Here is a 22,287-nt window from a genome sequence, read left to right as displayed (position 1 = left end):
CGAAATCCTCCTGGATGGTCTGCAGGCGGCATACCTGCACAAGGTTGGCGCGGAATGGCAGTTTGACAGACCCAACCCGGCGTCGTCCCCTCGCCTGTCCGACCTGCTGGTCGACCGGCTCCGTGGCGCCAGTGCAGAGGAACGGGAAGCGTTGGAGATCGCCGCCATGGCGGTGCCGATCGGCCTGCGCGAGTTGAGCGAGCTCGTGACGGCCGATGCGCTCGCCGCCCTGGAGCGGCGTGGGCTGCTCACCGTCGACCGGCTCGACCGCCGCCTGCCGGTACGGCTGAGCCATCCGCTCTACCGCGAGCTTGTCGCCGACTCCACGCCGGCCGCTTCCCGCCTGGGATACGCACGCCAGCTGGCCGACCAGATGGAGCGGCACGACCTCCGCCGAGCCGACGACCTGCTCCGGTGGGCGCTGTGGCGGCTGGACGGCGGCGGCCCGATCGATACGGCAAGGCTTACCGCGGCCGCGGGTCTTGCGGTCGCGCGGCGGGTCGACCTCGCGGTACGCGAAAGGCTGACACGGGCCGCCTACGCCGCCGATCCCAGTGTCGCCAACGGCCTTCTGCTCTACCAAAGCCTGGTGGAGGTGGCCAGCGACGACCTGGACTCGCTCCTGGCCGACCTCGCGGCGCGTGCGCGGACGGAGCCGGACCGCGCCGCGATAATGATCGCCCACGCTTACCACATCGGATGGGTCGCGCACCGCCCCGACGAGGGCACCGACGCGCTCGACGAGGTCGCGCGGACGATCCACAGTCCCGCGCTGCTGTCCGACATCATGGCCCACCGCGCAATGCTGTACGCGATGTCCGGCCGCCCCGGCCCGGCGCTAGCGGACGCCCGGGAGGCGCTCGTCCCGTCCGCGCAGCCCGGTGCCCGCATGATCGCGGGTACCGCCGCGGCGCTGGCCAACCTCATGACGGCAAGCTTCCCGCAGGCACGTGCGGCGACTGACCTGGTGCGAACGTTGTCGGCGCAGGCAGACCGCGGCTCCATCAGCCCCGTGCCGGCCGCGTTCCTGCTCGAGGTCCGTATCCTCGCGGATCAAGGCTATGCCCAGGAGGCGCTGCGGCGTGCGGCGGCGGCCGTGGCCGACGCCATCGCCAACGGCGATCCCATGCGCCACGCGTGGTCGACGGCGGCGGTCGCGTACGCCCACTTGTGCCAGGGCGACCTCGATGACGCCGCGACCCGGGCCGCCGACGCCGGCCGGCTCTTCGCGAGCCTGGCGCACCACAGTGGACAACGCTGGACTCTGGCGCTGCGGCTGCTGGCGACCGTCCAACGCGGACAGATAGACGAGGCTGGCACGCTCGTCAAAGCGCTTCGTGCGATGCCCGATCTTGGCCAGATCCGCTGCTACGACATCGACGAGACCGTGGGCATGGCATGGTACGAATTCCTGACCACCGACGCCGCGGCGGCGCGGGACCGCCTTGAGCGGGCCGCCCACGGTTGGCTCGCGGAGCAGTCGACCGGGCTCGCGATGCTGGCGACCTTCGCGCTGTTCCGGCTCCGGTTCGGCGACTGCGCCGCGGCCCTTCTCGACCGGATCGAGGTGCCGGCCGACTGGCCGTTCGGCAACGCCGTGTCCGCGCTGATCCGTGCTCGCCGTCCGGCGGACTACGTCACCGCCGGCGACGCCTTTCGGGCCCAGGACATGCGCCTGCTGGCCGCCGAGGCCTACTACCTGGCGGCCACCCGGACGCGACCACACGGCCCGCCACAACGCACGCGCGCCCTGCAAGCGGCCGCGGCGCTCGCCCAGCAGTGCCGCGCCGACACGCCCCTGCTCGGGCGGCTGAGCCCGGCGACCGCGCTTACCCGACGCGAGGAGCAGATCGCCGCGCTCGCCGCCGGCGGAGCCAGCAACCGGGAGGTGGCACAGCACCTCGGGCTCTCCGAGCGAACCGTCGAAAACCACCTGCACCGCGCGTTCGCCAAGCTCGGGGTCACTCGCCGCTCGGCGCTCAGCCAGCACGTACCCGCGAAGCACGTGCCCGCAAAGGATTAGCGCTACACGTTGCACCAGTATCCGTCGCGCAGGTGCAGCTTGCGGACCTGATCGTTGTGGGCGTCGCCCACGTACGGGATATCCCAGCAGTTGCCGTCGACGGCACCGGCGTTGTTCGTTATGACGGTGTACCAGCAGTTGTTGTAGACGAAGTACGAGGAGATCCCTTCCACGGCCGTGTTGTGTGAGGTCGTATCGAAGGTGTATCCAGCGGAGTCACAGGGGCCGTCGTAACCGAAGATGTTGACGGAAAGGCCCTTCCAGCCGCTGTGCTGGAACACCGTGCTGAGCAGAATCTGACCCTGCGGAGCGCGCTCGGCCAGCGCGGCGGCGTCGGTGTCGCAATCCTTGGCCACGACCTCGGAAACGGACCGTCCTGGCTGGAGTTTGCGCAGCACGATGTTGCAGTGTTCGCCGCGGGCCGACGTGCCGTCCGGGGCCACCGCGGCACCCGCGGGCGTGGCCCACGCCAGCGCGGTGAGCGTGACGCCGAGCAGCGCAGTGGCGATGGTCCTGCCGTACCTCATCTTGCGGTACCTCCCTGAGTGGACGAGGAATCCACCGCCATCCAACGCCGGGCCGGTTTCACATCGCTGACGCGTCCCTGGCGTCAGCCAGACGCGGCCATCGGCCGCTCGCGTCACCGCCGCGTCAGCGAGACGAAACCGGGCCGGGTTCCGATGGTGGCCGGAATCGTCGTCCATTTGGGAGGTACCGCCGTGAGAAACGGCAGAACCATCGCCGCCGCCGTGCTGAGCCTGGCCATGGCCGCACTCGCCTGGGGCCCACCCTCGAGCGCGTCCGCATCCGAAGCCGGCGTCACAGCGCAGGCCGTCCCCTCTGCCGCGGTCGGCGACCCGGCGGCCGGCGCCATCACGGCCACCAATGTCGAACACTGCAACATCGTGCTGCGCAAACTCCGCCCCGGCCAGAAGACCTCCGACGTCGTATCCCGGGACTGCGACACCGACCCGGTCGCACTGGCCAAGCGGGCACCGCAGGCCGAGCTTTTGTTGGCCCGCCTCTTCCAACACCGAGGCTGGCAAGGCAACTGGTCCAACATGTGGGGCTATGACGGCCCCTGCGACTACGCCGGCTACAACTTCAGCACGGTTTTCGAAAACGGCTGGATTCCCGGAATCTCCTCGTACTTCGTCTACAACGGTTGTTGGTCGTCGGCGATCCGGAGCAGCGATGGGGCCCTCAAGGCATTCTGCTGGGACGTGGAGTACGTGGGTGACGCCCACAACGACCGGGTCCACGCGATCTCGTTGGCTCGCCCCTACCCCGGCGCCTGCTGACGGCGCGGCCTCCCAGCAATTTGCCGGATAAGAATTCATGCAAGGCCGTCTATTCTGGAGCAGTGGGGAGGAGCGGATTCGTGCGCCGGACGGTGTCGCCGTGATTGCGCCCGCCCAAATCGGGTCCTACCGCATCGAGCGGCTGTTGGGCGTCGGTTCGTTTGCCACTGTGTGGCTGGGTTTTGATCCGGCGCTCGGCGCCCGCGTCGCCATCAAGGTGTTGGCCGACAACTGGAGCCACGACCTGAGGGTCCGGGAGCGGTTTCTTGACGAGGGGCGGCTGCTGTGGCGGCTCGATCACCGGCGCATCGTGCGGGTGTACTCGCTGGGCGAGTTGCCCGACGGCCGGCCGTACCTGGTGATGCTGTGGGCCGATGGAGGCAGCCTGAGTGATCGGCTGGCCGCCGGTCCGTTGCCGGTGGGCCAGGGGCTTTGGCTGTTGCGGGAAATTGCCGCCGGGGTCGCGGTCCTGCACGCCAACGGCATCGTGCACCGCGACCTGACCCCGGGCAACGTGCTGCTTCGGTCTCAGCCGGCCGGGACCGAGCAGGTCATGATCGCCGATCTCGGTCTGGCGAAAGCGATCGCCGCGGCCTCCGGCCTGACCGCCCGCGCGGGTACGCCGGGCTATATGGCGCCGGAGCAGGACGATCCCCTGGCCGTGGTCGACACCCGCACCGACGTCTACGGCCTCGGTCGTCTTGGCGCCAGGCTGCTTGGCAGACCCGCCGCCGGCGGGCTCGACACGGGGCGGCTGCGCGACGGCGTTCCGGAGAAGGTGGCCGGTGTGCTGGCGACGGCGACGGCGCGGCTGCCCGCGGACCGTTACCGGGACGCGGCAGCGTTCTCCGTGGCGCTCGGCCGGGCCACCACCGCGCGATCCGCGACGGCGATGCCGGTGGGCACGATCGCTGTTCCCCGAAGACGCCGTGCGGTGGCCCTCGCCAGCGTTCTGGCCGCGGCGGTGGTCGTGTCGGTGGCGTCCGACTCGGTGGGCAGTCCCCGCGGCCGGCCGCCGCTGTCGCGGTGGACGCGACCGGCCGGATCACGATCACGCTGCCGGCGGGCTGGCGTGCCACCGGAGCGGGCTGGGATGGCCGCAGGGACACGAGCGGGGCACGGGAGCCGGCCCTCGCGGTGTCACCGGCCCCGGACCGGTGGAAAACCGACCCGGTGGTGCCGGGGGCGTTCATCGGGCTGTCGCGGGAGATGGCCAGGCGGACCACACCCGCGGCGTTCGTCGCCGGACAGCCGCACGCGGGATGCACTGCGGCGCCGGTACGCACCAGCCGGCAGGCGGGGATCGAGTGGGTCGTGGCGCTCTACAGCTCGTGCCCCGGCGCCAAGACGGTGATCGTCGAGACGGCCGGCGTCGGACCCGGGGACGCTGGCCTGGTGTACGTACAGATCGCGCCCCCGGCGGGCAGCGGGCCGGCTTTCGTCGACACGCTGCTCGCCGGGGTACGGGTGCGGTAGCGGCTACCGGATCACCACTGTGATCGTGTAGGTCTGCCCATCCTGCGGGATGTTGACTGTGGCGGTGCCTCGGCGGACGAGACGGATGTCGACCACACCACCCTCGTAGCTCTGCGAGACGAGCGAGGCGGGCGTCACGGTCACCAGTCCGGGGCCGATGCCCTGCAGGCGCAGGACGGCACCGGTCGCGAAGCACATCGACTTGAGCAGCGCGAGCTCCGTGTTGCGCAGATCGACGGGGTACAGGATGGCGCCCTTGCACGACGACGTCGGTCCCGTGGGGCTGTGGGTGCTGGTCTTCGGCCGCTGGACGACGGGCGGATTCTTCCTCTGGGGCGGGGCGTTGGCCGGCGGCGTCGACTGCGCGGCGGCCGGGACACCGTCTGGCCGGGCGTGGCGGTACCTACCTGGACCGGCAGCGGCGACACCGGCTCCGAGCCGCAGGCCGCTGTAGGAAGGACCGCGATCAGCGCGAACGCGCCGGCGGCGGTGAGGTGACGAATTGAGCGACGATGCATGACGGGACTCCCCTGTCGATCGGACCTTTCACTTGGTTAGTCACCCCGCCACCGGCTTTTGTTCGCCCCGCGCTGTGTCTCACATCCGACCGTCGCCGATCCACTGCCGCAGTTGGCGCCGCGCCTCGTGGATTCGCGACTTCACAGTCCCCTCCGGAATGTCCAGGAGCACGGCGATCTCGTGGTAGCTCAACCCGACGACATCCCGCAACGCCACCGATTCGGCCAGCCCGGGCGCCAACTGTCCGAGAGCATCGAGCAAGTCCAACCGGGTACCGGCCACCACACTGGTCCGCCGCGGGTCCGGCCGATCCGGCAACGGCACCCCCGCGGCCTCCGCGACGAAACGACGCCGCAATCCCTGGTACGTGGACCGGGCCCGGTTGGCGGCCAACCGGTGCAACCAGGTCCGGAACGAGGACCGCCCGTCAAACCGCCCGATCCCACGGGCGACCGCGAGCAACGTGTCCTGACACGCCTCCTCGGCATCCTCCCGGTTCGGCAGGAACCGCGCGCACAGCCGCAACACATCCGGTCCTACCGCCACCAGCAACGCATCCAACGCCATCGAATCCCCGTCAGATGCCCGCCGGGCAAGATCTTCGACGTCAGCCGCGTCGACGAGAGCGTTTCAGGTCTTCTCCATGGGTACAGCATGCGCCTATCCGGCAACGGCGACTGCGATCGACCATGCCAACGTGGCCGCTCGCGCCCGCATCACGCGTCAGTCATGACGGCGCCGCCGCACGAGTGTCCAACCAGGCATCCTTCACGGTCAGGGTGAGCTTTTCTGGAAAGTTCAAACCGAACGAGATGTGAGCTGCCGCGATGTCCGTCGTGGTCCGGACCGTTGCTCCCGCGGCCTCAACGTGCGCGGTCGCCAGGCTCAACCCACGGGCCTGCTCCAATGGCAGTCACGGACCGCGGCGCCGAGTCCGCCCACGATGCGGCGCCGTCTTGGAGGGCTCTACTACCGTCAGCGACCATCCGTCGGACGCACGCGGCGCCGCAGTCGAGATCTTGGTGAGTTGGCGCATCTCGACTTTCGGAGTAAGGATTGCTTGCCGTGGCGACAGCCTCCGGTGTCCTCCCAGCTCACGGTGTCCGCGCCGCAGTGGCCAGCTTTTACGGGGTAAGGCACTGACCAGGCAAGATGCAAGATCTACCTGTCCGATCTTCCCCGCCCGTGCTTCTGCAGACCTTTAGAGGCGGGAATGCGCAAGTCCGCCCGCAGTTCGGCACCGTCGTCGCGGTCTGTGACTGCCGATCAGGCGCAGGCGGGGTGAGCGTCGAAATCTTGGTGAGTTAGCGCGCTATTTCGACGCTAACTTGCCAAGATCTGCCGGAGCGGGCGCCTGGGTTGAGCTGGCGACCACGGGGTGAGGCGGCTGACCGCGAAAGGACTCCAGACGACGAAACGCCGAAAGTCGAGGCGCATTATTTCGACGCTAACTTGCCAAGATCTGCCGGAGCGGGCTCCTGGGTTGAGCTGGGCGACCAAGGAGGGTGAGGCGGCACCCGCGGGCATAGCGGCATCCCACAGCTAACTCGGGTCGGGCTCTGAGAAGGCTCACCCTGACGCGGCAAGGACCGGCTTGGGGTCGAGGTGAGCGAATCCGTCCACAAGCGAGGGGTGGTCGCCGATGCCGATCGAGAAAGCTGACAGGTCCGGCGGAGTCGGCCGCCAAGGGGGCGATTTGAACGGCACCCCCGGGGTTTGGGTTGAGCTCGCCCACCGCGGAGGGTGAGGCCGCGGGAGCAACGGTCCGGACCACCACGGACATCGCGGTAGCCCGGATCAGTTTCGAATTGGGTCTACGAGCTGTGGTGCCGGTCGTAAGCTCTCGCCTGGTGGCGTGGGAGGGGGTGCCGGTCGGGCTAATGTCCGCGGCATAACCCTGAGCGGCCTGCCACTGCGCCTGCGTGAGCGCGTCGCGGCTGACGGACGGGTCAATGTGTATTCCTCGGCGACGCCGGTCGCGCCAGGCGACGTAACCGACAACCGCGCCAATTGCGGCGACAAAAACGGCCAATACGATTAAATTTGTCACGGCCTAACCGTAGCGGGCACGCGCCACTACTCGCGCGGCGCCGAGTCCGTCTTGGCGACAAGCGACCAAACTCGTCAGCGCGCCGGTCAGCAGCAGCGCCGCCACGACCTCAACCCGCTGCGCTGTTTCTCACCACCGAGGGACTCGTCGCCGACAAGGCGTAACACTCGACCGCATCCGGGTATCGTCACCGGTGAACCGCAGACCACGCGGCGGCCGGCGCCCTCGCCGTCGGTTTGTCTGCTGGTTGGTTGCCGCTCCGGTCCCCGGCGGCGCGTCCACATGAGACCTGACGCATCCGGGAGCGGACATGTTCAACGCTGCAGCACCGACACGTGCCATCACCACAGCGAACACCAGCGATCGTCTACATGCGCTTGTCGATCGGATCGCGGCCGGCGACCGGGTGGCGTTTCGACGGCTGTACACCCTTCTGGCCATGCGTGTCTGGCGCGACGCCATCCGGGCGTTGCCGCGAGCGCTCGATGCCCGGGCCGTGATGCGGTCGACGTTCGTCGAGGTGTGGCACATGGCCAGACACCATGTCGACGAAGCCGGCATCGACAGCCGCGCCTGGATCGCGGCCATCACCGACCGCCGCGCCAAGGAGCGGCTCCGCACCACCGACACCGCCAGCCCTCTACTCGACGACCATGACAGCCACACCCTCCGCGAACTGTCCGCGCTGCTGGGCCGCCGGCCGCGCAACGACCGGGGGAGCCGCCGCGCCGGGTAACCGCGTGGACCTGGGCGCCATCGCTGGCGAGGCCAGCGATGGCGAGCCCACGATCTCCGCCGCTGTGCTAGTAGCCGTAGATCATCTTGTAGGCGACCTCGGGCAGGAACTGGCCCGCGCTGGAACCGCCACCGACTCCGCAGTTGCCGTCGGACTCGCCGGGCGTCTTGAGCCACAGCAGCATTTCCGCGCCGCCGCCCAGCCGGCTCGGCGTGCCGATCCTGCGGCCGCCGGGGTTGCACCATTGGCCGTTGGAGCCGTTGCCGTTGCGGCTGGTGTCGATCACGTACGGCTTGCTGTACCCGAACCTCTGCAGCGCGGAGGCCACCTGGTTTCCGTAGTTGGTGTTCTCGCCGGTGGTGAAGTAGTTCGACACGTTGAGCGCGAAGCCGCGCGCGTTGGCCACGCCCGCCATGTTGAGTCGCTGCGCCATCGTCTGGGCGTCCACCCAGCCGGGGTTGCCGGCGTCGACGTACACCCAGGTGTTGGACGCCCTGGACCGGAACTGGCCGACGGCGCGGGAAAGCATGCCCACGCGGTCGTTGATCTGCGCCTGGCTCATGCAGTTGAAGTCACCCAGGGAGTCCGGCTCGAGGACCACCACGGCGGGACGGCTGCCGACGGCGGACGCGAACGAGGCGATCCACGCGTCGTAGGCGGCGACGCTGCCGGCGCCACCACCGGAGTGGCCGCCGCACGCATCCCGGCCGGGAAGGTTGTAGGCCACCAGGAGGGGAAGCTTGTCAACGGCGTCCGCAGCTCCCACGTAGCCCCTGACCGCGCCCGCGATGTCGCCGCTCCAGTTGCCGAACCAGCTGGCCATCGGCTTCTGCGCGATCTGGGTCCGGATGGCAGCGGCGCGTCCGTCACCCGGGTTGGCGGCCGCCCACGTCGCAGGGCTGGAGTTGGGGTTGACATAGAAACCGCTGGTCTGGCTGACCGGATCCGCGTGGGCGGCCGGTGCGCCGAGCAGGACCGTGGGGACCGCCAAAGCCACCGCGGCGGCAAGCACCCAGGGACGGGTCCGTCGTTTCATGAGCAGGTCTCCTCTAGATGACCGGAAGCGCTTCCAGTGACGTTCGTCCATATATATGAGTCCGATACTCAGTAAAAATGGGATGGATGTCAAGTGGAGCCGCTCTCGGACCAGAGCCTCTGCCGACGATTTCTGGGACCGCTTCCAGCCTGCTGCCGCCCGCCTTGAATCGGGTTTGACGGCGCCATGACGTCACCGCCGAACCTCGTGGGCAGTCGCCGCCGCGGCAAGCGGTGGGACGGCGGAAGGAGAATCCCCGTGAACAAGGGCAACGGTAGGCACCGCCGGTTCGGCTCGGCGGTCGTGCTCGGTCTGCTGGCGATGCTGGTGGGGCTGGTCGTGGCACCCACGGTGGGACAGGCGGCGAGCGTGACCACCGTCCCGGCGGAGGAGGTGTACGTCGAGGTGGCCGCGGTCGACGCCGCACCGGCGACGCTCACCCTGCGCGACCTCAAGCGACGGGCGGAGAACGCGCTGGGCAGGTCCGTGCCGGCCAGCGACCTGTCGATCGCCATCGACGGCGGGCGCGAGGTGCCCAGCTACACCATGACGCGTCTCATCGACGGTGCGGGCCTCGACCTCACGCTCGACGAGCTCACCACTGGGCCCTGGCCCGCCGGTCAGTGCCAGATCATCATCAAGGTCCGGTGCAAGGACTGCCAGATCACGGTCAACCCGCCCAAGTAGCGGCCGACCGCACCCGTGACCCGGGCGTCCCCACCGTGCTAGAACGGCGTGGGGGACGGCTGGGTCACCGGCGTCGGCAGGCCGATCTCCCGCATCGCGGCGGTGTACCGGGCCATCGCCCGCCGCGCCTCGCCGTGCCGGCCGTCGTCGGTGAGCACGCCGACGAGGGTGCGGTGTGCGCGCTCGTCGTACGCCTCGACGTCGAGGATCCGCCGCAGGTAGCGCACCGCCTCGTCGAGCTCGCCGCGCCGCCGATGGAACTCGGCCAGCGCGCGCAGGACGTCCAAGCGCACCGCCCGGGCGTGTTCACGCAGCGGCTGCGCCCAGTCGTCGTAGGGCTCGTCGTCGTACACGTCGCCGGCGTACTGCCGGTCCGCGGCGGCGAGCGCGAGCTGGGCGTCGTCGCCCGCGCCGTCGGCGAGCAGCCGGAGGCCGTCGGCCGCGTCCCGGAAGAACGCCTCGACATCGACGTCGAGCCGGTCGAGGTTGGCCCGCACGTTGGCTCCGCCCGCGGCGATGAAGTGGTCCGATGGAGCGCTGCGGCGCGGGTCGAGCACACCCCGCGCCGTGGACAGCGCCACCGCCAGCCGGTGGCCGACGCCCGAGTCGCCGGCCGCCTCCCCCACAGCAGCTCGACCAGCTCCTCCCGGGGCACCGGACGGCCCCGGCGGGCGATCAGGATACGAAGCAGGTCGCGGGCCTTGCGGGACTGCCAGGTCGAGGTCGGTACGGGCTGGCCGTCGATGAGCACCGCGAACCCGCCGAGTACGCGGATGCGCACCTCGGCCGGTCCGCCCGCCACCGGCGGGGACGTGGGGAGCATGACGCCCGCGGCGGTGAGCCGGGTGGTGGCCAGCCGCGCGGCGAGCCGGTCGTCAGCGTGCGCCCCGGGCAGCGCCGCGAGCGCGATGCTCACCCGTCCGACATCCAGTACCGCCTCCGCGCTCCGCCAGATGGCCAGCGCCTCCACGAGCGCCTGCCGGGCCTCATGCGGGTCGCTGGCGGCCGCGCGGAGCTCCAGAGCCTCGGCCAGCCCGGTGCGATCCCGGTGGAACCTCGCGGACTCGGCCGCGGCCGAGGACCGCTGTTGCGCGTCACGCAGATCGCCGGACCCCACCGCGACCCAGCCGGCGGCGAGGAGCGCCGCGGTGCGTTGCGGTCCGACCGCGGACTCCAGCGCCCGCGCCGCGATCTCGGCCGCGGGATCACCGTCGATCACCCGAGCCAAACCAGCCAACCCGGGTACCAGGCTCTGCCGGTTGCCGTCCCGGGTCGCCGCCCGCACCGCCTCCTCGTACGCGGCCCGCGCCTCGCTTCGCCGGCCGCGCTGCCGGTGGATGTCGCCGAGTCCGTTGAGCGGGTACGCGACCTTGTCGGAGCCGATCCGCTGGTAAAGCTCCACCGACCGTCGATGCCGCGCGACCGCGTCGTCGAGGTGGCCGAGCCGGTGCAGCAGGGCGGCCTCGTTGCACAGCGACATCGCGAGCATGCTGGTGTGGCCGCAGCGCTCGGCGAGCGCCACCGCCGGGCGTACCATCTGCAGGGCTTCGGTGAAGCGGGCCTCGCGTTCCATTCCGGCGGCGAGGTTCGCGCGGATCCGGATGGCCTGTATGACGTCGCCGGCCGCCTCGGCAAGATCCAGCGCCCGCGCGTAGTGGGTGCGCAGCGCCGCCGGGTCGCCGTCAAGGTTCGCGCACAGCGCCAACGCCACGTGTGCGGTGGCCAGCGCCCGGTCGTCGCCGGCCGCGACGGCGGCGCGGTGCGCCCGTGCGGCCCGGTCCCGGCAGGGCGCCGCGTCCCCGGCCAGCCAGTACGCCGCGGCCGTCCAGGCCAGCAGCAGTGCTTCGTCCGCGGTGTCCTCGCGGGCGAGGGCGCCGCGCCGCAGGATGCCGAGCGCCTGGCGCGGATCGCCCCACAGGTAGACAGCGACGCCGTACCGCCAGGCGATGGCCGGCGGGATCCGCTCGGCGTCGCCGGCGAGCGCGGCATAGACCGCGACCGCGCCGGCCTGGTCCCCGATGATCTCCAGACCCTCGGCGCGCAGCAGCTCGATCCGGTCGTCGCGGAGCTTCGGCGGTAGGGCACGCGCGGCCGCGACCACGTCGGCGGCTGCCCCCGCGGCGAGCAGCTCCGCACCGTGTCCAGCCACAATGGACACACACCCGGCGTGGTCGCCGGCGGCCAGCCGCAGCCGCAGCGCCTCGACCGGACGGTTGTTGCGGCCGTGCCAGTCGGCGGCGACGGCCAGCACCCGCGCGGACCGGCCGGCCGAACGCCTCCCGCCCATGCCCACCACCGCGGCGACCATCGGTACCGGACGGAACCACGGGTCGCCTGGGGTCGGTGACGTGAAGAGGCCGGCCCGGGCGAGCTCCCCGACCGCCTGCTCGGGCCGAGGGTGGCCGAGCTCGGCGGCGAGCTCGGTACAGATGTATCCGAGCCCGGCGGCGTCGGCGAGCAGCCGGCGCCTGGCCGTAGGCAGGGCGTCCAGTACCTCCACGCCGAGATAGCCGGCGACCGGCGTGCCCGGTGCGGCGAGCGTCTCCTGGCTGGGCCCACCGGCGTCGGCGAGAGCGGGGTCGGCCGCGAGCGCCGCGGCCACGTGATGGATGAGCGCCGGCCAGCCCCCGGTCAGCCGGTGCACCCGCGCGGCCAGGTCGGGGTCGGCCAGGCCGTAGCGGCGTCGCAACAGCCGGGCGGTCCGTTCCGGTGTCAGCGCGAGCAGGGCGGGCCCCACCTCGGTGGCCGCCTCGGGAAAAGACCTCAGCACGGCCCTGGGCACCGGGCTGCGGGTGAGCAGGATCAGGCGGGAACCCGCCGCCAGCGCCGGCGCCAGCCACGCCGCCAGCGTGTCAGCGGACGCCAGATGCAGGTCGTCGACCACCGTTACCCGATCGCCGTCGCGTGCGGCCATCCCGCCGGTGAGGTCGGTGCCGTTGTGCCAGGTGGCTCGGGTGGCGCCGAGCCACGCGCGTACCGCACGGGTCTTGCCGTAGCCCGCGGCGGCCAGGACGATCGTGACCCGGCCGGCGAGCGGGTTGGTCGCCAGGGCCGGCATATATCCGCCTCCCAGGTGCTCGGGCGCCGCGGCGACCGGTTTGAAGCTGCTTTGATCCCACCTTGATGGGCGCGGCCATCCTGTCCACAAAGGCTCGCCGCACCGCCGGGCCGGCGCCAGCGTGCGTCTTGATGTCGACAGAACCGAATGCCCTCGCATCGGCACGGGAGGACCACGACGATGACTCGACGACAGGTGACCACGGCTGCCCTGGCTGTCACAGCGACGCTGGCCACCCTCTGGGGCGCCGCGCCCGCGGCGGCGGCGTTGCCGCCCGTGCCCCCGCAGGGCGTGAAGATGATCGGCAGCTCGCCGTACGGGCATGCGTACGTGGTCAACGACGTGGCGGCACATCCCGCGCACGCGTGGTACGCGGCCGGGCCGGGCTCCACCGACTCCACCGGGTACGTCGACTACGTGATACGCACCGGCACCGGGCGATACACCGTGTGGCTTCCGGGCCTCGGCGCGAACGGCGTCGCGGTGATCACCGAGGCGAACGGCGCCTACTGCGGCGTCACCGCAGTCCGGGCGATCGAGGACCGGGACGTCCCCGGTACGGATGTCGAGGTGGCCTGCTTCAGTACCGGTTCCCTGACCCTCACCGCCTCTCCCACGCTGGGCGGGACGCCGGCGGGCGTCGCCGCGAACGCGACCTTCGCGCTGACCTACGCCCACCTCGGGCTGACGGCGCCGGGCCAGCCACCGCCGCCGCCCGGCGCACCGAGCGCCTACCTTCGGGCCACCCGGCCGACCGCGCCCTTCTACCAGCCGGACCTCGCGTTCCAGTACAACGCCACCGGCGCGCGCAACACGGTGGAACGGGTCGGCACCGGCGAGTACCTCGTCCGCCTGCCCGGCCTCGACGCGCGCGCCGGCGCCGCGACGGTGACCGCCTTCGGCCCGGGAAACCACCGATGCACGGCCCGGGACCACGCCGGGTCCGGCGGGCTCGTCGTGGTCGCCTGCCGCACGCCGGACGGCGTCCCCACCGACGCACCGTTCGCCCTACTGCGAGACGGTACGACCGCGGGCTAGTCGGTCGTGCCAGCGGCCACCTTGGGCTCGGTCAGGTCCCTGGTGTCGGTGGAACGGCCCAGCCACACCACCGGCGCGGGGTCGGGCACGTCGATGGGCGTGAAACCCATGCCCTCGTAGTACTTGAGCCCGCCGGGATTCTTTGCCGAGACGCAAGCGTGCACGCCGGGGACACCGGCGGCCTTCAGAGCGTCGAGGTAGGTCAACATCAGTTCCCGGCCCAAACCCATCCGGTGGTACTCCGGTGCGAGGTCGATGTGCAGGTGGGACGGATAGCCCTCGATTCCTGGCATGACCATGCGCGGGTACGAGTTGAAGTGCAGACAGTAGACCCACATCTCGTCCCAGGTTTTCGGCGACTCGATCGGCTGCGGGTACTTGCGACCCGCCTGCGGGGCCCACTCGTCGCGAAACCAGGTCGCGAAACTCACCGTGTCCGCGCAGCCGACGATGTAGCCAACCGCACGGCCGTCCTCCTCAACGACAAAACATAAATCGGGGTCGTGGACCGTGTACGGCACCAGGAAAATGTCGGGAACCAGGTCTGGCATCTCCGTCATCGGGGTGGAATCCTGCCCGGAGTTGGCGGTGCGCACGCAAATTCGACGCACTTCTTCAAGGTCCGTTTCGCGGTACAGACGAATCGTAGCCATAGCCCCTCATCACTTCGATTGACAGCGGTAGAAATCCTGTCATGCGCGACCTGGTAAGGAGGGCAGCTCCGCTTGAGAGGCGGTGGGATACCGCAAGGAGTACGGCAGAGACGCGTTCAAGCGCGGTGATCCCGCGGCACGTTGAAGACCATGTCGGGGTGGTGGGCCGCGCCCGCGTAGAGGGCTTCCACCTCGTCGGCCGAGGCCATGTCCAACCCGGCGCGCGACTCCACCGGTTGCGGCTACCGCGTAGCCGCCGGCAGTGTGCCCGGGCGGGAGTCCCGAAGTGCCGACAGCGTGGTGCTAAGGACCGCCGGCTTACCGCTAAGGCTCTACACCGTCGGTCCATGGGCGATCTCCCGATGCGGTCGTGGCTGTCGCGGGGTCACCGTTGCCGTCATGGGTACACACGATCCCTACTGGACACGCGGGAGCGACCCGATGAATCGACTGGACCGGCGTGCGTTGCTGAAGGGTTCCGCGGCCGTGGGCGCGCTTGGACTGACCCACTCGGTCGACGGCGCTGCCGCGAGCGCGAGCGGCCGTGGTGCCGCGAAGCGCGTCGTCGTGCTGGGTGCCGGGCTGGCCGGGCTGGGTGCCGCCTACAACCTCGTGCGTCACGGCTACGACGTGATCGTGCTGGAGGCTCAGGGCCGCCCGGGCGGTCGCGTCCAGACGGTGCGTGAGGGCTTCCGGCGCGGCGGCCACGCCGAGCTGGGCGCGATCCGGATCTTCGAGTCACACGAGTACACGCTGCGGTACGTGCGCCAGTTCGGCCTCGACCTGACGCCGTACGACACCGGTGCGCGCGCCTTCCACCTGCAGGGCAGGCGGTTTCTGCCGCCACGGCCCGGCGAGCCGTGGCCGCTTTCCGGTTTCGCCCCGGGCGAGCAGCCGGACCCGGCCGCGCGGTTCGGCGACTACCTGAACTCCGGCTTCGCCAAGCTCGGCGACGTCTTCGATCCGGGCTGGCCCGCCGCGTTTCCGTCAGCGCTTGAGCTCGACGCGACGACGTTCGCCGGACACCTGCGATCGCAGGGCGCGTCCGCCACCTGGCGCGAATGGTTCTACGCGCAGGAGGGCCGCATCGGGCGGGTCAACGCCGCCGCCGGGTTCGCCAGCGAGAGCCTCACCACCGGAACCTTCCTCGGCAGCATCCGCGGCGGCAACGACCGCCTCCCCTACGCCATGGCCGCCGCCCTCGGCGACCGCGTGCGGTACCGCAGCGAGGTCTTAAGGATCGCCCAGGACCGCACCGGCGTGACGGTCGGCTACCGCGACCGCGGCGGCCTGCACCAGATCCGCGCCGACCGCTGCGTGTGCGCGCTGCCGTTCGCGCCGCTGCGCCGCGTCAACATTGCCACCCCCTTCTCACCCGACAAGATGGCGGCGATCCACCGGCTCCGGTACCTGGCCGCCGCACGCTGCCACTTCCAAACCCGCAACCGCTTCTGGGAACGCGACCCGCTCGGTCCACTGGGTGGCTTGAACCTCGTCGGCACCGACACCATGGCCGGCCGCGTATGGAACACAAGCTCACAGCAGACAGACCCGCACCTGGGCATGATCCACGCCTACATGCTCGACACCGAAGCACTCGAGTTCGCCCGACACGGCCACGCCCGCGTAACCGCCATGGGCAACCTCCTCCGGCAGCTGCTACCCGGCATCCGCGGCCAGATCGTCGGCATCGCGCACAAGGCATGGCAGGAGGACCCCTGGGCCGGCGGCGTCACGGCCTGGGCACAGCCCGGCGAGCTGCGCTGGATGTTCCCCGCGATGCGCCAGGTCGAGGGCCGCGTCCACTTCGCCGGCGAGCACACGTCGCTGTGGATGGCCTGGATGAACGGGGCGCTGGAATCAGCCGAACGTGTCGTCGGCGAAATCCTCCACGCGGACGGCGAACCCCGCAGGGCCGCAGGCCTCCTCACGCGGTGAGCTATCGCCGGTTGCGCCAGGAAACCGCCGACGCGTCGAGAGGGGTCTTGTCCCCCGTGCGAGCTACCCGCAGGTGTCCACCGCACGGTGACGATTGTGGCGGCGGAAATCCATAGGTTCCTTTCGTGTCCGCGGCGCTCCGGTCGCGGTCTGCGAAGGAGTCATCATGCGATTCGTCAAACAGCTTCTCGCCGTCGGCGCCGTCGCCCTCGTCGGCGGGCAGGGCCTCGCCGCCGTCGAGGGCAGTTTCTTCCTCACCCTGGTGATCGGCGCTGTGACGGCCGTGCTGGGCGTGGTCGTCTACCGGTGGGTCGTGCGTCGCACTGAGCGCCGCGAACCTACCGAGCTCAGTCGGGACGGCTGGGGCGGGAAGCTGAGCCGCGGGACGCTCATCGGCTTGGCCATGTTCGCGGCCGTCATCGCCAACATCGCCTTCCTCGGCGGTTACCACGTCGAGGGTTGGGGCTCGCCGATGGGAGCGCTCGGTCTGCTCGGGTTCATGGCGGCCGTCGCGGTCGCGGAGGAGCTGCTGTTCCGGGGGTGCTGTTCCGGATCATCGAGGAGCGTACGGGCACCTGGATCGCTCTGGCCCTGACCGGCGTCGTGTTCGGCGCGATGCACCTGGCGAACCCGGACGCCACCCTGTGGGGTGCGACCGCCATCGCGATCGAGGCCGGGTTCATGCTGGCCGCCTGTTACGCCGCCACCCGGAACCTTTGGATCCCGATCGGCCTGCACTTGGGCTGGAACTTCGCCGCCGGCGGCATCTTCAGCGTCGCGGTCTCGGGTAACGGCGAGTCGAAAGGGCTACTCGACGCCTCGACGTCGGGGCCGGTCGCGCTGAGCGGTGGCGCCTTCGGGCCGGAGGGCAGCCTGTACGCGGTGCTGGCCGGCGTGGTGCTGACCGCGGTGTTCCTGTGGCTGGCCAAGCGCCGCGGGCACATCGTCCCGCGCCGCCGCCGCACGGCGCAGGTTCCGGCAACGGCTACAGTCTCCCAGTGAGCAGGCTCCGGAGGCTCCCGGATCTGTGGCGGCAGTGGCCGATCACAGTCCGGGATCTCCCGTTGGCCCTGGCCCTCGCCCTCGCGGCGGTGGTCCCGGCCCTGGAGCGGCAGGGTACGCAGCTCGGCGACCTCCCGGACCGCCCGTACGACGCGCTGACCGTCGGTGTCGTCGCCTTGGAGTGCCTGCCGTTGGCCGTGCGCCGTCGGTGGCCGGCCGCCTGCCTCGCGCTGGTGTCGCTCGGATTCGCGATCGACCAGCTCCGCAGCTACCACACCGTCGCGGGCACGGGACTGGCCATTGCGCTCATCAGCGCCGGCGCCCACCTGGAACGGCGCCGCTGGCTCGTCGCGGGTCTCGCCTCGGCGGCGTACGTGCCCCTGGCGATCTCCCTCGACCGGCTCGGCTCCGGTGAGGGCATCTCCGGGTTCATCACCTTCTACCTGATGCTGGCGCTCGCGTGGGGCATCGGGGCGTGGCTGCGCCAGAACCGTGCCGCCGAGGCGGAACGCCGCCGCCATGTCGAGGAGGCCACCCGTGCGGCGGAGCGCGCACGCATCGCCCGGGAGCTGCACGACGTCGTCACACACCACGTGACGGCGATGGTCGTGCAGGCCGAGGCGGCGCGCTACCTGACGGGCACCCCGGACAAGCTGGACCAGACCTTGACCGCGATCACCGGCACCGGCCGCCGGGCCGTCGGCGACCTGCGGCAGCTGCTCGACCTGCTCAACCCGGACCACAGCACAGGCGACCCGCGTACGCCCTCCGTCGGCGACCTCGACGCCCTCGTCGACCAGACCCGGCAGGCCGGGCAGCCGGTCGAGTTCGTCCGGGAGGGTACGCCGACGGCGGCCACCGGCAGCGCCGAGGTGGCCGCGTACCGGGTGGTGCAGGAGGCGCTGACGAACGCGCTGAAGTACGCGCACGGCAGCCGGACCAGGGTTCACGTTCACCACGGGGAAGGGCAGACGACCGTGGAGATCAGCACCGACGGCTCCGGATCCGGCAGCGCGTCGCCCGGCGGCAGCGGGCGCGGCCTCACCGGGCTTCGCGAGCGGGTCAAAGTCCTCGGTGGCGACTTCAGCGCCGGCGCGCAGACCGGCGGCGGCTTTCTCGTGCGGGCCCGGATCCCGGCCGGAGACCCGTCGTGACCACGCCGATCCGGGTGCTGGTCTGCGACGACCAAGAGCTGATCCGCGCCGGCTTCGCGACGATCATCGACGCCCAGCCGGACATGCAGATCGTCGGCGAGTGCGGCGACGGACGCGCGGCGGTGGGCTTGGCCGCCCGGCTCCGGCCGGACGTGGTGGTGATGGACGTTCGGATGCCGGTGCTCGACGGCATCGAGGCGACCCGCCTGCTGGCCGGCGCCGGCGTCCCCGAGCCGGTAAAGGTCCTCGTGGTGACCACGTTCAACCTCGACGAGTACGTATACGAGGCGCTGCGCGCCGGCGCCAGCGGCTTCCTGCTCAAGGACGCCCCACCGGCGCAGCTGCTCAACGGCATCCGCACGGTCGCGACGGGCGCCGCGCTGCTGGCCCCGGAGGTAACCCGGCAGCTGGTGGGCAGGTACGCGGCGCGCATCCGCCCCGCCGAAGGCGACCCGGACAGCGGCGCGCTGACCCCGCGCGAGCTGGAGGTGCTCCGGCTCATCGCGGAGGGCCTGTCAAACAGCGAAATCGCCGCGGCCCTCGTGATCAGCCAGGAAACGGTAAAGACGTACGTGTCCCGCATCCTCACCAAGCTCGACCTACGCGACCGGGTGCAGGCCGTGGTGTACGCGTACCGCCGCGGCCTGGTGACTTGAGCGGCCCTTCTCACGGTGTTCGTGTGCACGAGCAGCACGACCCTTACCGAGCCCGTTTCTCGTCGGAGAGGCAGGGCGCCGCCCGCTGAAGGCGCAGCTGGCGCACCGCCGAAAGCAAGTCCCTCGATGATCACTGCGGCTCACCGGTCGCCCAAGAGCAGGTCTAGCATGCTCTCGGCGAGCCATGCCGTGTATCGCTCAAGGGTCCAACCGGCCTGCTCGCAGAGCCGAAAATGCTGGTCGGGTAGCGCCAGCAGCCAGAGCAGGTCGGCCAGCTCGTCGATGGGTCGGTCATCGCGGAGGTCGCCGCGCTCGGCGAGCATCGTCAGGACGTCACGGATTTCGCTGCGCATTCGCGTGATCAGGTCCGCGTACTCGACGCCGATCTGAGCGTCGGCGGCGGCCGCCTGCTCGAACACCCTCCACAGTGGCATTACCCGGGTGTTGAGTGCCGTAACGAAGTCGGCCAAGCGCCGCAGCCGGCGTACCGGGTCCGGGTCGTCGAGGATGGCCTTCGGCTCGGGACGCTCCAGCAGCCGACCCGGTCCATCCTCGCCGGTGACGACAAGGGTGAACGCCGCCAACAGCAGATCGCGCTTCGCGGCGGTCAGGTGCACGGTCTCGACCGAGACCTGTGCCCGCTGCGCGATGGCGCGCATCGTCGTGGCGACGTAACCGCGCTCCTCGAAACACTCTTGTGCCGCGACCACCACCTTGTGACGGGTCGCGCTGGACCGCGCCTCGCGGGTCGGAGAGTGGTACGCGCGTGTCGGCATGGCGACAGTTTACCTACAGTATCGATGTATTGAATTACAGTGCCACTGTAGCGAAATTCTCTTCGCGGCCGGAAGGATCCCCCATGGCCCGGTATCTGCTCGCCAGCACTCCGGTGCACGGGCACGTCGCACCGATGGCCAACATCGCCGCCACACTCGTACGGGCCGGCCACCGGGTGCGTTTCCTGACCGGAGCGCTGTTCCACGACGCGATCGCGGCGACGGGCGGGCAGCACGTCGCCCTGCCGGCGTCGGCCGACTACGACGCCCGCGACATGGACGCCGCGTTCCCCGGCCGGACCACGCGCTCCGGCCTGCGCAAGTTGACCTTCGACGTGCAGCACACCTTCGTCAAACCGGTACGGGCGCAGGCCGACGCGTTGCGGGCGCTGCTCGACGCCGAGCCGGTCGACGCCGTGCTCGCCGAGACCGGCTTTCTCGGCGTGCTGCCACTACTGGTGGATCCGCGACCGCGGCGCCCGCCGGTGGTCAGCGTCGGGATAACCGTGCTGACCCTGTCCAGCCGGGACACGGCACCGTTCGGCCTCGGCCTGCCCCCTTCGTCGAGCGCCGCCGGCCGGGTCCGCAACCGGCTGCTGAACCTCCTCGTGCGCCGGGCCGTGTTCGGCCCGAACCAGCGGCGCCTCAACCGGACACTGCGCGCCATGGATCTGCCCCACTCGCCGGCGTTCTTCCTCGACTGGCCGCGGCTGGCCGACCGCATCCTCCAGCTCAGCGTGCGCGGCTTCGAATACCCGCGCAGTGACCTGCCCAGCCAGGTGCGGTTCGTCGGCCCGCCACCGGCGCACGACGCGATCCGTAACCAGAAACCTCCACCCTGGTGGCACGAGCTACTCGCCGCCCGCGGCACCGGCCGCCCGGTAGTCCACGTCACCCAGGGCACCGTGGACACCTCAGACCTGAACCGCGTGATCGGCCCCGCCCTGCACGCTCTCGCCGACAAAGACGTCTTCGTCGTGGTCACCACCGGCGGACCCGATCCGGCGCAGCTCTCCGGCGTGCTACCGGCCAACGCCCGCGCGGCCACCTACGTGCCCTACGCCGACCTGCTGCCCCACGTCGACCTGGCGATCACCAACGGCGGATTCGGCGGAACCCAACTCATGCTCGCCCACGGCATCCCTCTGGTCGTCGCCGGCGACACCGAGGACAAGCTCGAAGTCGCCGGCCGCGTCGCGGCCAGCGGCGCCGGCATCAACCTGCGCACCGGCACCCCCACGACGCCAGCCCTCGCCTCGGCCGTCGAGACCATCCTGCGGAACCCCACCTACCGGCAGCGGGCCCGCGCACTCGCCGCCGAATACGCCAGCCGCGACACCGAGGCCTTGATCCAAGCCGAACTCTCCGACGTCACCCGCCAACGATCAATGTTGCCGCGACCGTGACCGGCCCCGCGGCGTGACTCGGGACGACGACTCTGCTGGTCCGGTCGAGGTCGTCAGGCGCAATCCGGCGCGGACCCGACAAGGTCCGCGCCGCGAATTTACCGGGTCAACAGAAAACGGTGGTGTAAATGCCGTTCGGGATGGTCGCCCCGTAGTACCACACGGCGGTGTTGGTGTCGTCGGCCACGCCGGGGTACGGGCCCACGACCTGCCATGCCCTGTCATAGACCGTCGGGACACCGTTGACGTAGACGGCCGGGCAGACGATGTCCCAGGTGTTCGCGCAGTTCGCGTAGTAGTGCGTCATCGGCGCTCCGCCCGGGGCCGGCGGCCGGAATGTCGTCCAGCAACCGACGTCGTAGATCACCTGCGTTCCGAAGCGGCTGGCGTCGCTGACCCGGATCGGGACTTCGGACGCGCCAACCGTCGGGGATCCCGTGGTGACCTGATCATCAGTGGCCGCGACAGCGGCCGGCGCCGGAAGCGCGAGGATCATCGCGATGGTCGCGGTGAACAGCACTTTGGCGCGCACGGACCTTCCGGCGAATTTTCTGCGTGGCGGTGTGATCGACATCGTCAGCGTCCTTCCTGTTCGGCGAGGGAAAAGGGCAGATCGTGGTACACGCGCGGGTTATAGATCTGTCGATGTCCGCCGCGCGATTCCCAGCCTGCACATCGACGGTGGCGTGAATTCCTAACGGGCTGTTAACGCCGCGACCGACCACCGCCGCGCCGCCGCCCTACACTCATAGCTGGGCGTGGATCCGTGCTGGTTGGG

The 22,287-nt window shown here is 70.6% G+C and carries 19 protein-coding genes and 3 pseudogenes; 13 read left to right on the top strand and 9 right to left on the bottom strand.

The genetic code is table 11. From position 1 onward, the window contains the following. Nucleotides 1–2,023, top strand: a 2,023-nt coding sequence (locus tag Phou_RS50550) for a LuxR family transcriptional regulator (RefSeq protein ID WP_218579681.1), incomplete at its 5' end; no start/stop codon positions are given. Nucleotides 2,024–2,025: 2 nt separating this feature from the next. Here the strand turns inward: Phou_RS50550 and Phou_RS50545 are convergent. After that, on the bottom strand, nt 2,026–2,550 hold the full coding sequence (locus Phou_RS50545; protein ID WP_173072153.1) for a hypothetical protein: 525 nt from the start codon (nt 2,548–2,550) through the stop codon (nt 2,026–2,028). An 18-nt stretch (nt 2,551–2,568) separates the two neighbouring features. Here Phou_RS50545 and Phou_RS50540 point away from each other — a divergent pair, with 18 nt between their 5' ends. From Phou_RS50540 to Phou_RS54235, 3 genes and pseudogenes are all read left to right on the top strand, one after another. After that, nucleotides 2,569–3,324: a hypothetical protein gene (locus tag Phou_RS50540; protein ID WP_173072151.1), complete on the top strand. Its 756-nt coding sequence runs from the start codon at nt 2,569–2,571 to the stop codon at nt 3,322–3,324. Between the two features lie 37 nt (nt 3,325–3,361). After that, nucleotides 3,362–3,982, top strand: a pseudogene (locus Phou_RS54240) (serine/threonine-protein kinase); the annotation flags it as partial. Between the two features lie 368 nt (nt 3,983–4,350). Then, nucleotides 4,351–4,800 carry a hypothetical protein gene (locus tag Phou_RS54235; protein WP_246274896.1) on the top strand — a complete coding sequence of 150 codons (450 nt, stop codon included), beginning with the start codon at nt 4,351–4,353 and terminating at the stop codon, nt 4,798–4,800. A gap of 3 nt (nt 4,801–4,803) precedes the next feature. On the opposite strand, the gene Phou_RS54230 is transcribed toward Phou_RS54235, so the two are convergent. Beyond that, nucleotides 4,804–4,998, bottom strand: coding sequence for a hypothetical protein (locus Phou_RS54230; protein ID WP_246274889.1), 195 nt, complete (start codon nt 4,996–4,998; stop codon nt 4,804–4,806). 58 nt (nt 4,999–5,056) lie between these two features. Between Phou_RS54230 and Phou_RS54225 the strand changes: the two genes are divergently transcribed. Then, complete coding sequence (locus tag Phou_RS54225; protein ID WP_246274888.1) at nt 5,057–5,254, top strand: hypothetical protein; 198 nt, start codon at nt 5,057–5,059, stop codon at nt 5,252–5,254. Between the two features lie 143 nt (nt 5,255–5,397). Here the strand turns inward: Phou_RS54225 and Phou_RS50525 are convergent, their stop codons facing one another. Next, nucleotides 5,398–5,886 carry an RNA polymerase sigma factor gene (locus Phou_RS50525; RefSeq protein WP_173072149.1) on the bottom strand — a complete coding sequence of 163 codons (489 nt, stop codon included), beginning with the start codon at nt 5,884–5,886 and terminating at the stop codon, nt 5,398–5,400. 1,922 nt (nt 5,887–7,808) lie between these two features. On the opposite strand from Phou_RS50525, the gene Phou_RS50520 reads away from it, so the two are divergent. Further along, nucleotides 7,809–8,105, top strand: a complete 297-nt coding sequence (locus Phou_RS50520; RefSeq protein WP_173072147.1) for a hypothetical protein — start codon at nt 7,809–7,811, stop codon at nt 8,103–8,105. Nucleotides 8,106–8,172: 67 nt separating this feature from the next. Here Phou_RS50520 and Phou_RS50515 read toward each other — a convergent pair whose 3' ends face one another. Next, nucleotides 8,173–9,141 (bottom strand): glycoside hydrolase family 6 protein, encoded by a 969-nt coding sequence (locus Phou_RS50515; protein WP_173072145.1) that lies wholly within the window; start codon nt 9,139–9,141, stop codon nt 8,173–8,175. Nucleotides 9,142–9,399: 258 nt separating this feature from the next. Here Phou_RS50515 and Phou_RS50510 point away from each other — a divergent pair, with 258 nt between their 5' ends. Continuing rightward, on the top strand, nt 9,400–9,828 hold the full coding sequence (locus Phou_RS50510) for a hypothetical protein (protein ID WP_173072142.1): 429 nt from the start codon (nt 9,400–9,402) through the stop codon (nt 9,826–9,828). Between the two features lie 38 nt (nt 9,829–9,866). Here the strand turns inward: Phou_RS50510 and Phou_RS55995 are convergent, their stop codons facing one another. Together Phou_RS55995 and Phou_RS56135 are read right to left on the bottom strand one after the other, a co-directional pair. Further along, entirely contained in the window at nt 9,867–10,325 is a 459-nt protein-coding gene (locus Phou_RS55995; protein WP_371872298.1) for a bacterial transcriptional activator domain-containing protein, read from the bottom strand. 785 nt (nt 10,326–11,110) lie between these two features. Continuing rightward, nucleotides 11,111–11,308 (bottom strand): annotated as a pseudogene (locus Phou_RS56135) (tetratricopeptide repeat protein); the annotation flags it as partial. A gap of 1,758 nt (nt 11,309–13,066) precedes the next feature. Here Phou_RS56135 and Phou_RS50500 point away from each other — a divergent pair. Then, the gene (locus Phou_RS50500; protein WP_173072138.1) at nt 13,067–13,924 is read left to right on the top strand and encodes a hypothetical protein; all 858 of its coding nucleotides are present in this window, start codon (nt 13,067–13,069) and stop codon (nt 13,922–13,924) included. On the opposite strand, the gene Phou_RS50495 is transcribed toward Phou_RS50500, so the two are convergent. Further along, on the bottom strand, nt 13,921–14,577 hold the full coding sequence (locus tag Phou_RS50495) for a GNAT family N-acetyltransferase (RefSeq protein WP_173072136.1): 657 nt from the start codon (nt 14,575–14,577) through the stop codon (nt 13,921–13,923). The two genes, Phou_RS50500 and Phou_RS50495, sit on opposite strands and share 4 nt — an antisense overlap. Before the next feature lie 441 nt (nt 14,578–15,018). Here Phou_RS50495 and Phou_RS50490 point away from each other — a divergent pair, with 441 nt between their 5' ends. The 4 genes and pseudogenes from Phou_RS50490 (at nt 15,019) to Phou_RS50475 (ending at nt 19,327) form a co-directional block, all read left to right on the top strand. After that, a complete protein-coding gene (locus Phou_RS50490; protein WP_173072134.1) occupies nt 15,019–16,515 on the top strand; it encodes a flavin monoamine oxidase family protein in 1,497 nt (498 codons plus the stop codon). A 166-nt stretch (nt 16,516–16,681) separates the two neighbouring features. Then, a pseudogene (locus tag Phou_RS50485) lies at nt 16,682–17,517 on the top strand (CPBP family intramembrane glutamic endopeptidase). Further along, nucleotides 17,514–18,671: a sensor histidine kinase gene (locus tag Phou_RS50480; protein WP_173072132.1), complete on the top strand. Its 1,158-nt coding sequence runs from the start codon at nt 17,514–17,516 to the stop codon at nt 18,669–18,671. Before Phou_RS50485 ends, Phou_RS50480 begins: the two are co-directional and overlap by 4 nt. Beyond that, nucleotides 18,668–19,327: a response regulator gene (locus Phou_RS50475; RefSeq protein WP_173072130.1), complete on the top strand. Its 660-nt coding sequence runs from the start codon at nt 18,668–18,670 to the stop codon at nt 19,325–19,327. Before Phou_RS50480 ends, Phou_RS50475 begins: the two co-directional genes overlap by 4 nt. Before the next feature lie 140 nt (nt 19,328–19,467). On the opposite strand, the gene Phou_RS50470 is transcribed toward Phou_RS50475, so the two are convergent. After that, nucleotides 19,468–20,103, bottom strand: coding sequence for a TetR/AcrR family transcriptional regulator (locus Phou_RS50470; RefSeq protein WP_173072128.1), 636 nt, complete (start codon nt 20,101–20,103; stop codon nt 19,468–19,470). Between the two features lie 83 nt (nt 20,104–20,186). Here Phou_RS50470 and Phou_RS50465 point away from each other — a divergent pair, with 83 nt between their 5' ends. Further along, nucleotides 20,187–21,509, top strand: coding sequence for a glycosyltransferase (locus tag Phou_RS50465; RefSeq protein ID WP_173072126.1), 1,323 nt, complete (start codon nt 20,187–20,189; stop codon nt 21,507–21,509). 106 nt (nt 21,510–21,615) lie between these two features. Here Phou_RS50465 and Phou_RS50460 read toward each other — a convergent pair whose 3' ends face one another. After that, nucleotides 21,616–22,083 (bottom strand): hypothetical protein, encoded by a 468-nt coding sequence (locus Phou_RS50460; protein ID WP_173072124.1) that lies wholly within the window; start codon nt 22,081–22,083, stop codon nt 21,616–21,618. Nucleotides 22,084–22,287 lie beyond the last annotated feature (204 nt).

This window comes from Phytohabitans houttuyneae, from assembly GCF_011764425.1.
Classification (GTDB): domain Bacteria; phylum Actinomycetota; class Actinomycetes; order Mycobacteriales; family Micromonosporaceae; genus Phytohabitans; species Phytohabitans houttuyneae.
The sequence above is the reverse complement of the archived record's forward strand: the minus strand, read 5'-3'. Positions and strand labels throughout refer to the sequence as shown.